The sequence below is a fragment of the Stenotrophomonas sp. YJH_SMC_25 genome (genome assembly GCF_059369595.1).
Window position 1 is genome coordinate 189722 of record NZ_JCAFSV010000010.1, and the last position, 9889, is coordinate 199610.

General features: G+C 66.7%; 10 protein-coding genes. 3 read left to right on the forward strand and 7 right to left on the reverse strand.

The genetic code is table 11. The annotated features are described in order from the left end of the window. Nucleotides 1-215: 215 nt before the first annotated feature. Entirely contained in the window at nt 216-587 is a 372-nt protein-coding gene (gene bamE / locus AC5P7E_RS15280; protein ID WP_005409504.1) for an outer membrane protein assembly factor BamE domain-containing protein, read from the reverse strand. 190 nt (nt 588-777) lie between these two features. Between bamE and AC5P7E_RS15285 the strand changes: the two genes are divergently transcribed. From AC5P7E_RS15285 to acnB, 3 genes are read left to right on the forward strand one after another with little or no spacing between them, the layout of a single operon-like run. Beyond that, nucleotides 778-1002, forward strand: a complete 225-nt coding sequence (locus AC5P7E_RS15285; protein ID WP_005409505.1) for an AbrB/MazE/SpoVT family DNA-binding domain-containing protein — start codon at nt 778-780, stop codon at nt 1000-1002. A 6-nt stretch (nt 1003-1008) separates the two neighbouring features. Beyond that, the gene (locus AC5P7E_RS15290) at nt 1009-1407 is read left to right on the forward strand and encodes a type II toxin-antitoxin system VapC family toxin (protein WP_005409506.1); all 399 of its coding nucleotides are present in this window, start codon (nt 1009-1011) and stop codon (nt 1405-1407) included. Nucleotides 1408-1450: 43 nt separating this feature from the next. Then, nucleotides 1451-4042, forward strand: a complete 2592-nt coding sequence (acnB, locus tag AC5P7E_RS15295; RefSeq protein ID WP_005409507.1) for a bifunctional aconitate hydratase 2/2-methylisocitrate dehydratase — start codon at nt 1451-1453, stop codon at nt 4040-4042. Nucleotides 4043-4133: 91 nt separating this feature from the next. Here acnB and AC5P7E_RS15300 read toward each other — a convergent pair whose 3' ends face one another. From AC5P7E_RS15300 to AC5P7E_RS15325, 6 genes are all read right to left on the reverse strand, one after another. Continuing rightward, a complete protein-coding gene (locus AC5P7E_RS15300; protein WP_005409508.1) occupies nt 4134-5078 on the reverse strand; it encodes a hypothetical protein in 945 nt (314 codons plus the stop codon). Between the two features lie 90 nt (nt 5079-5168). Then, nucleotides 5169-6755 carry a hypothetical protein gene (locus AC5P7E_RS15305; RefSeq protein WP_005409509.1) on the reverse strand — a complete coding sequence of 529 codons (1587 nt, stop codon included), beginning with the start codon at nt 6753-6755 and terminating at the stop codon, nt 5169-5171. Nucleotides 6756-6847: 92 nt separating this feature from the next. After that, nucleotides 6848-7921 (reverse strand): protein-glutamate methylesterase/protein-glutamine glutaminase, encoded by a 1074-nt coding sequence (locus tag AC5P7E_RS15310; protein ID WP_005409510.1) that lies wholly within the window; start codon nt 7919-7921, stop codon nt 6848-6850. Beyond that, a complete protein-coding gene (gene cheD / locus AC5P7E_RS15315) occupies nt 7918-8514 on the reverse strand; it encodes a chemoreceptor glutamine deamidase CheD (RefSeq protein ID WP_005409511.1) in 597 nt (198 codons plus the stop codon). The genes AC5P7E_RS15310 and cheD overlap by 4 nt, the downstream gene beginning before the upstream one ends. Further along, nucleotides 8511-9380 carry a CheR family methyltransferase gene (locus AC5P7E_RS15320; RefSeq protein ID WP_329761719.1) on the reverse strand — a complete coding sequence of 290 codons (870 nt, stop codon included), beginning with the start codon at nt 9378-9380 and terminating at the stop codon, nt 8511-8513. Before AC5P7E_RS15320 ends, cheD begins: the two co-directional genes overlap by 4 nt. A gap of 37 nt (nt 9381-9417) precedes the next feature. Beyond that, a partial coding sequence (locus AC5P7E_RS15325) for a methyl-accepting chemotaxis protein (RefSeq protein WP_495201458.1) occupies nt 9418-9889 on the reverse strand: 472 nt, incomplete at its 5' end.

Consider the following 9889-nt stretch of genomic DNA (forward strand, 5'->3'; position numbering starts at 1 on the left):
GCAGGGGCCTGCTTGCGGTCGCCGGTGGCATTCCGGCCCCGGATCCTGCCCAGTATCGGCGATCCAGCGCCCGGCAATGACCCGGCTGGCTTGGAACGCAAGGTTACAGCGGTGTGTGTAGCCTTCGTGTCAGCGCGTCCGGTCGTCGCCCGCTGGCCAGAACGCAGACGGGACGCCCATGGGCGCCCCGTCCGGAAGTGCGTGTCGAGCAGGACTTACTTGCCGTTGGCGGCATCCAGCAGCGGATTGCCGGTCTTGCCAACAGCGTTGCTCTTGGACTTGGCCGTCAGCACACCCTGCTTGTTGAATTCCAGGACGGTCGCTTCCTGGATGTTCTTGCCGAAGGTCTTGATCTTCACGTAGTCGTAGTACCAGACCTGCGTGTCGCCCAGCTGTTCGCGGCGGCCGGGTGCGCCGAACTTCTCACGGACCTGGTCCTGGCTGGTCTTGCCGACTTCCAGGGTGTCCATCTGCTGTTGGGTGATCTCGACGCCGGTGGTGTAGGCGCCGAACGGATTGGCGTGGGCTGCCGTCGTCGAAAGGGCCAGCGGGGCAGCCAGCATCAGGGCAAGGGTCAAGGCGCGCATGGAACATCCTTTTATGGCGGGTAGGTGCGGGCGGCACGCGGTGCGTCCACCCGGGGCCGCAGCAGGTCGCTGCGGAGCCAGTCTAACCCCCGGATGCGACCAGCGCAGGATCGCGGTCACGGATTGGCCGGGTTTGTTCCAGATACTGCGAGTATGTATAATTCATGCATACTTTTTGAGGCGTACCCCCATGGAAGCCACCGTTGCTGAACGCGGACAGATCACCCTGCCCAAGGCGGTGCGTGATGCCCTCGGCCTGACCAAGGGCACGCTGCTGAAGGTCGAGCTGGACGGCAGCCGCATCATCCTGCGCAAGAGTGTTGACGATGCCATTTCACGGGCGCGCGGCAAGTTCGCGCTGGACGGCTTCGAATCGTCCGACGCGGCGGTGCGCGCGGTGCGTGACGAGGAGTAAGCCGTGATGATTGCCGTCGATTCACCGGTGCTGGTCGAGCTGCTCAGCAATGGTCCGCAGGCCGATGCCGTGGAAGCCATCCTGCGGCAGAGCCTGGTCGGCGGCCGCGTGGTGGTCTGTGGCGCGACGTTGGCCGAAGTCTGCGCTTCGCTGCGCGGCGGTGCCGAAGTGCTCGAAGCGCTGGAAGAGATGGGCGTGCATTTCAACCCGATGGAAGCCAAGTCGGCACTGCGCGCCGGCGAGATGCACCGCCGTCATCGCCAGCGCGGCGGCAGCCGCCGCAGCCTGGACGAATTCATGGTCGGCGCCCACGCACTGCTGCAGTGCGACGGCCTGATCACCTGGAACGACACGTTTTACCGCGACTACTTCAAGGGCCTGAAGCTGATCGTGCCGCAAGCCTGAGCCCACTTTGTTATTTCAACCTACGCATTACCCGGGAGTTGTCATGTTGGAAGCCTACCGCCACCACGTCGCCGAGCGCGCTGCGCTTGGCATCCCGCCGCTGCCGCTGAGCGCGCAGCAGACGGCCGATGTCATCGAACTGCTGAAGAACCCGCCGCAGGGCGAGGCCGAGTTCCTGCTCGACCTGCTGACCCACCGCGTGCCGGCCGGCGTCGATGACGCAGCCAAGGTCAAGGCCTCGTACCTGGCCGCGATCGCGCTGGGCAGCGAGCAGAACCCGCTGATCAGCCGCGAGCGCGCCACCGAACTGCTGGGCACCATGCTCGGCGGTTACAACGTTGCGCCGCTGGTGCAGCTGCTTGACGACACCAGCGTCGGCACCATTGCCGCCAACGGCCTGAAGAAGACCCTGCTGGTGTTCGACGCGTTCCACGACGTGCAGGAAAAGGCCAAGGCCGGCAACGCCAACGCCCAGGCCGTGCTGCAGAGCTGGGCCGATGCCGAGTGGTTCACCAGCAACCCGGAAGTGCCGCAGAGCCTGACGGTCACCGTGTTCAAGGTGCCTGGCGAGACCAACACCGACGACCTGTCGCCGGCACCGGATGCGACCACCCGCCCGGACATCCCGATGCACGCCCTGGCGATGCTGAAGAACAAGCGCGACGACGCGCCGTTCACCCCGGAAGAAGACGGCAAGCGCGGCCCGATCCAGCAGATCCTCGACCTGAAGGACAAGGGCCACCTGGTTGCCTATGTCGGCGACGTGGTCGGTACCGGCTCCTCGCGCAAGTCGGCCACCAACAGCGTGCTGTGGTGGACCGGTGATGACATTCCGTTCATCCCGAACAAGCGCGCCGGTGGCGTCTGCCTGGGTTCGAAGATCGCCCCGATCTTCTACAACACCATGGAAGATGCCGGCGCACTGCCGATCGAGCTGGACGTGTCGAAGATGGAGCACGGCGATGTGGTCGAGCTGCGTCCGTACGAAGGCAAGGCGCTGAAGAACGGTGAAGTGATCGCCGAGTTCCAGGTCAAGTCCGAAGTGCTGTTCGACGAAGTGCGTGCCGGTGGCCGCATTCCGCTGATCATCGGCCGTGGCCTGACCGGCAAGGCGCGCGAAGCGCTGGGCCTGGCCCCGACCAACCTGTTCCGCCTGCCGGTGCAGCCGGCCGACACCGGCAAGGGCTTCTCGCTGGCACAGAAGATGGTCGGCCGCGCCTGTGGCCTGCCGGAAGGCCAGGGCATGCGCCCGGGCACCTACTGCGAACCGAAGATGACCTCGGTCGGCTCGCAGGACACCACCGGCCCGATGACCCGTGACGAGCTGAAGGACCTGGCCTGCCTGGGCTTCTCGGCCGATCTGGTGATGCAGTCGTTCTGCCACACCGCCGCCTACCCGAAGCCGGTGGACGTGAAGACCCACCACACCCTGCCGGAGTTCATCTCCACCCGTGGCGGCGTTTCGCTGCGCCCGGGCGACGGCGTGATCCACAGCTGGCTCAACCGCATGCTGCTGCCGGACACCGTGGGTACCGGTGGTGACTCGCACACCCGCTTCCCGGTGGGCATTTCGTTCCCGGCCGGTTCGGGCCTGGTCGCCTTCGCTGCGGCCACCGGCGTGATGCCGCTGGACATGCCGGAGTCGGTGCTGGTGCGCTTCAAGGGCAAGATGCAGCCGGGCGTGACCCTGCGTGACCTGGTCAACGCGATCCCGCTGTACGCGATCAAGTCGGGCCTGCTGACCGTGGCCAAGGCTGGCAAGAAGAACATCTTCTCCGGCCGCATCCTGGAAATCGAAGGCCTGCCGGAGTTGAAGGTCGAACAGGCGTTCGAACTGTCCGACGCCTCGGCCGAGCGTTCGGCGGCCGGTTGCTCGGTGCGCCTGAACAAGGAACCGATCATCGAGTACCTGACCAGCAACATCACGCTGCTGAAGTGGATGATTGCCGAGGGCTACCAGGATCCGCGTTCGCTGCAGCGTCGCATCGAGAAGATGGAGGCGTGGCTGGCCAACCCGCAGCTGCTGGAGCCGGATGCCGACGCCGAGTACGCCGCCGTCATCGAGATCGACCTGGCCGACATCCACGAGCCGATCGTGGCCTGCCCGAACGATCCGGACGACGTGAAGACCCTGTCCGAAGTCGCTGGCGCCAAGATCGACGAAGTGTTCATCGGTTCGTGCATGACCAACATCGGTCACTTCCGTGCCGCTGCCAAGCTGCTGGAAGGCAAGCGTGACCTGCCGACCCGCCTGTGGGTGGCCCCGCCGACCAAGATGGATGCTTCGGAGCTGACCAAGGAAGGCGTGTACGGCACCTTCGGCGCCACCGGCGCCCGCATGGAAATGCCGGGCTGCTCGCTGTGCATGGGCAACCAGGCGCAGATCCGCGAAGGCTCCACCGCGATGTCGACCTCGACCCGCAACTTCCCGAACCGCCTGGGCCGCAACACCAACGTGTACCTGGGTTCGGCCGAACTGGCCGCGATCTGCTCGCGTCTGGGCCGCATCCCGACCAAGGAGGAGTACATGGCGGACATCGGCGTAATCAACGCCAATGGTGCGGAGATCTACCGCTACATGAACTTCGACCAGATCGAGGAATACCAGGACGTGGCCAACACGGTCGCTGCCTGATGCGGTAGTGCCGGCCGCTGGCCGGCACGCCGTTGAAACGAAGAACCCCCGGTGAGAGCCGGGGGTTCTTCGTTTGGGGGCGTACCCAGGTTCAGGCCTGGGTAACGGCCGCCGCTTCCTCGGTCACGGCCGGCGTTTCCGCCGGAAGCTCGGCTTCCACCGCAGGCTGCGGCAGAGCGCCATGGTCGGGGAACAGGCGGGGCAGCTCAGCCACGAAACGCGCGATGCAGGCCTCGGCGAACTCACGCGACGCCGCCTTGGCCTTCGCATAGTCGTCTGCCTGCCATTCCTGCAGCGGGGCAACCCGTGCTTCGTCCCGGCAGTGCACGCCCTGGCCGCCACTGGCGCTGCGGAACAGCTTGCGCACCACCGGGAAGCCGATGGTTACATCGTGGCGCAGCTCGTAGGGGGTCTCTGCATCGCTGAGCTTCTGGTACACCAGCGACCACTGGCCGGCGCTGGCTTCCACGGTGCGCTCGTCGCTGGGAATGGCGCCGGGATGGGCCGCGAAATAGAGTGCCAGCTGCTCGCGGATCATGCCGGGCAATGCGCCGAAGGCCGGGCTGGGCACAGAGTTGATGTCCTCGCCACGGACGTTGTTCTTGCTGAAGCTGTTGCTGGTGCCGATGTCACCCACGCCAGTGACGAACGCCAGAGCAGACAGGCCGACCTTGGCCGCGGTGACGGCAGCGGTGTCGGCACGCATCACCAGGCGCAGCACGTGATCGCCCACGCGATTGCCGTTGGGGCCTGCACCCAGTCCGGAGGTGACCTTGATGTGCTGCAGGCTGCTGTAGTCGACAGGAGGTGCCACGGCGGCTGTGACATTCCCGATGGCCGGATCGGCCGCGGTGGGGGCGTGCGCCGCGTCTGGCGCGGTCGCCGCATCCGTTGCTGGATCGAGCGTTGATCCGCTGGTGACCGCGGAATCCACGGCAGGCGTGGGTGTGGGTGCTTCGTCGTTGGCGTAGGCCGACGGCGCCAGCAGCAGGGTGGCCGCGATCGCGGCGGTGAGGCAGGTTGGGCGTAATGCCACGGTAGTACTCCTTGGGGAAACGAAAATGAGGCGCTGTGCGCGCTCTGGTGGTTGATGCCCGGCGAAGGCCGAAGGTAGGGGAGCGATTGCTCAGCGCGGCGCGAACTCCCTGATCGGGAACGCATTGCAATGGGCGATCGCAGCGGCGATGTCGACCGGAGCATCGGCGGCGGCACTGCGGCGACTGTTCACCGTGGCCGCCTCTTCCCACAGGCTGGGCAATACCTGCGGTGCGTCCAGTACGCGTTCGCGCACGGCATCGTGAAGGGCGCTGCTGTAATCGGTAGCCGGTACCACCACGCACAGGCGTGTGCCGGGATTGCTGCTGGCCTGCTGCAGCATCTTCCGCAGTGCCTCGGTGCTGCCCGCGTCGTCGGTCAACCGTTCCGGTGCGCTGCCCTGACGGGCATCCTGGATCTGCAGCTGGCCTGGGCTGAACAGCAGGACCTGCATGTCCTGCCGCGGTTCAATGCGCACCGGCGCACGCGTGCCCTCACAGGTGCTGGGGGTCTTGCGTGCGACCTGTGGCGTCGTGCTGCCATCGGCGTGTACCTGGCGCAGATGCAGGCGGCACATCTTGTCGGCCACTTCCATTTCCACTTCGTAGTCCTGTCCGGGCCTGGCCACGAACTGACCCGACAACTGCCCGTCGCAGTACATGCGGCTTGATGCGTCGAAGCGCGCTTCGACGATCAGCGGCTTGCCGCCGGCGACTTCGTACTCCTGGTAGCTGAGCATGGAGAACCGCTCGTTCTCCTTGCTGCGCAGGGTTTCCGTGGCGGGGATGCCGAGCACGCCCTTGTCACCGGCGTTGTTGTACTTGACGTCGATCCTGTCGCGGTAGTCCTCGCGGCAGGCGGCGTCGGTGTACAGGGTGGTGGTCCGCCCCAGGCTGGCATAGATGCGCACCCGTGCCGGCGGCACGGCACCGCCTGCGTAGGCCGTGAGATCTTCAGCAGCAAGCGGGCGAGGGTACATCGCCGGAATTCGCTTGATGAGCTGCTCGGTGCACTTCATCGTGATCACCTGGGCGGCAATCTTGAGCCTGGCGTAGTCATTGGCCTGCCACTCGCCCAGGGTCGCCCGGTCGTCGCTGTCACTGCATCTGATGATTTCAGCCAGGGTGCCATCGGCACGGCGTTGCTCGATGGTGCTGACGTGGTTGAGGCGGTAAAGGGGATCCTTCCGCGTGTTGCCCTGGTGCACCAGCGCCCAGGTGTCTGCACTGAAACGCAGGGTGCTGCTCTGGTTGGGCAGCGCGTCAGGCGCATAGCTGAAGTAGCCACCCACCAGCGCCCTGGCTACGTTGGGCATCAGCGTGGTGGCGGGGCTGGCCTGGCTCTCGACGATGCTGCCGGGCAGGGTGTTGCGCCGGAAGTAGTCCGGCTCATTGCCGCTGAAGAGCAGTGCGAGGCCCTTTGGCGTGAGCGACTCGCTGTCATCGGGGGTGACGATGCGCAACGCCACGTCGGGTGCGTGGAGGCGCTTCGATGCGGTATCCGGACCACTCTGGATGTGGACGCGATCGGTCCAGGCGGTGCCCTTCGCGACGGGGGCGGCGGGAAGGCCCGGGGTGGCCTGCGGCGGTGCCGGCACGCCGGCAGCGGTAGCTGCCAGCGGAGCCAGCAGAGCGGCCGCCAGCAGTGACGGTTGGTAACGGAAGAGACGCAGGGCCATGGTCAAACTCCTTGGAAAACACGACAGCCGTGCCGGCCCTTCCGGGGCCGGCATCTGAAAGAGGAAATCAGGCGGTGCGATGCCGCGGACGATCAGCCGCGGGCGAGCGCCAACAGTCGTTCGGCGATCCGTTCCAATGGCACCTGTTCTTCGGCCGCTCCCAGTTTGAAGGCAGCGCCGGGCATGCCCCAGACCACGCTGGTGGCTTCATCCTGGACCAGCGTCGGCGCGCCGGCCTGGCGCATTTCCAGCAGGCCGCGCGCGCCATCGTCACCCATGCCGGTGAGGATGGCGCCGATGGCGTTGCCGCCCGCGCTCTGCGCGACCGAACGGAACAGCACGTCCACCGCGGGCTTGTGACGGTTCACCGCAGGGCCATCATCGACGCGGCAGCGCCAGCGCGCACCGTCGCGGATGATCCGCAGGTGCTTGCCGCCCGGTGGCAGGTAGGCATGGCCAGGCAGCACTGCCTCGCCGTCGCTGGCCTCACGCACGGCCATCGCGGAATGCCGGTCCAGGCGTTCGGCGAAGGCGCTGCTGAAGCTGGCAGGCAGGTGCTGGGTCATCACCACGGCAGGCGCATCGGCCGGCATGCCTTCCAGCACCACGCGCAGCGCCTCGGTGCCGCCGGCCGAAGAACCAATCGCGATCAGGCGGTCGGTGGTGCGGAACTGCGGTGCAGCCGGGCGCATTGCAGGAGCTGCTTCCAGCAGGAGTTTCGGAGCGGCAGCACGCACCAGCGGGCGCACCCGCGAGCGCGCCGCCATCTTCACCTTGGCGATGATCTCGTCGGCGTAGCCCTGCAGGCCGCGTGCGACGTCCAGCTTGGGCTTGGAGACGAAGTCCACGGCGCCCAGTGCCAGTGCCTGCAGCGTGGTATCGGCGCCGCGCTCGGTCAACGAGGAAATCATCACCACAGGCAGTGGGTGCAGCCGCATCAGGTTTTCCAGGAAGGCGAGGCCGTCCATGCGTGGCATTTCCACGTCCAGCGTGATCACGTCCGGGGCCAGACGCTTGATCTTCTCGCGCGCCAGCAGCGGGTCGGCAGCGGTGCCGACCACGTCGATGGCCGGATCGCTGGACAGGATTTCCGTGAGCATCTGGCGCACGACGGCGGAGTCGTCGACGATCAGGACCCGGCAGGGGGCGTTGCCGGTCAGGGTCATTCGAACAACTCCACGCCACCGGTGACCGGGGCCTTGGACAGGCGCGCACGCACTGCCGATTCGGTGGCAGCCACTTCGGCTTCGTGGGCATGCGGCAGGCGCTGCACCACCACGCGGCCGGTGTCGGCGAAGAACCAGATCTTGCGCGGATGGATGCCGCACAGGTCCTCGGCGATGATCGGAATATGCTCGGCCTGCAGGTACTGGCGCACGAACTCGGCGTTACGGGTACCGACCGGATTGCTGGTGAAGCCCTTCAGTACGTTGGCGCCGCCGAACACCTTGGCCTCGATGCGCTTGCGGTGCGCGCCGCGCTTGAGCATGTCGTTGATCAGCAGTTCCATCGCATAGCTGCCGTAACGCGCGGGCGCGCCGTCGCCAGCGTTGCCCTCCGGCAGCAGGAAGTGGTTCATGCCGCCGATCTTCAGCACCGGGTCGCGCAGGCAGGCGGCCACGCACGAACCCAGGGTGGTGGTCAGCGCGGTGGTGTCATCGACCACCAGGTACTGGGTGGGCAGCAGCTTGGCGGCAAGGGTCTGGAAGCGCGCATCCTGGTAGCGCATCACGTCGTCGGTACGCAGTGAGGCGTTCATGCGCCGGCCTTTACCGCGCGGCGGTACAGGGTGCGCCCGCAGGGCTGGATCAGGTCGGCGGCGTGCAGGTAGTTCTCCGAGTGTCCGGTGTAGAGCAGGCCATCGTCGGCCAGGTGCTGCACCAGGCGGCCGAGGATGGCGCGCTGGGTCGGCTTGTCGAAGTAGATCATCACATTGCGGCAGAACAGCGCGTCGAACGGGCCGCCGACGTCGTAGCGCGGGGCGAGCAGGTTCAGTGGACGGAACTCGATCAGCTCGCGCAGCGCCGGCAGCACGCGGCACTGGCCCTCGTTGGGACCGCTGCCACGCTGGAAGTAGCGGCGGCGCAGGTCCGGGTCGAGATTGGCGACACGGTCAATGTTGTAGACGCCGCGGCCGGCGGTGGCCAGTACCTGGGTATCGACGTCGGTAGCGACGATGCGCACCGGCGGCTTCAGCGTACCGAAGGCTTCGCAGGCGGTGATCGCCATCGAATAGGGTTCCTCACCGGTGGACGCCGCGCACGACCACAGCAGCAGCGGCGAACGGCTGGAACGCTGCTGCAGCTCTTCGCGCAGCTTGTCGAAGTGGTGCGGCTCGCGGAAGAACGAGGTCAGGTTGGTGGTCAGTGCGTTGGTGAAGGCCTGCCACTCGTCACCGTCTTCCTGCTCAAGATGGTCCAGGTACTGCTGGAAGCTGCGCATGCCCAGCGTGCGCAGGCGGCGCGACAGGCGGCCATAGACCATGTCGCGCTTGGCCGGTGCGAGGGCGATGCCCACGCGCTGGTAGATCAGGTCGCAGACGCGGCGGAAATCACGGTCGGCGAACTCGAACTCGCGCGGGCCGGTGACGATGGGAGTAGGACTTTGCACGGGGGACGTGTCCATCGGCAGAGGCGGCGGCCGAAGCCGCCGCGGGTGGGTCTCAGAATTCCTGCCAGTCGCTGTCGCTGGCGGCGAAGGTGCTGGCGTTGCTGCTGCGACGTACCGGCGTGGGCGTGCTGGTCGGCTGCGGACGTGCCACGGTGGTGATGCGCGCCGGTTCCACGCGTTCGGCGACAGCCTTCACCGCGGCCGAGACCTGGTTGTCGAGGCGGAAGATCGCCACGGCGTCGGCCAGCTGCGCGGCCTGGTCTTCCATCGCACGTGCGGCGGCGGTGGCTTCTTCCACCAGTGCAGCATTCTGCTGGGTGGTCTCGTCCATCTGCACCACGGTCTGGTTGACCTGCTCGATGCCGGCCGACTGTTCCTGCGAGGCGGCGGAGATCTCGGCCATGATGTCGGTCACGCGCTGCACCGAGGCGACGATCTCGCCCATGGTGCTGCCGGCCTGGTGCACCAGGCTGGAGCCTTCGGCGACCTTGCCGACCGAATCATCGATCAGGCCCTTGATCTCC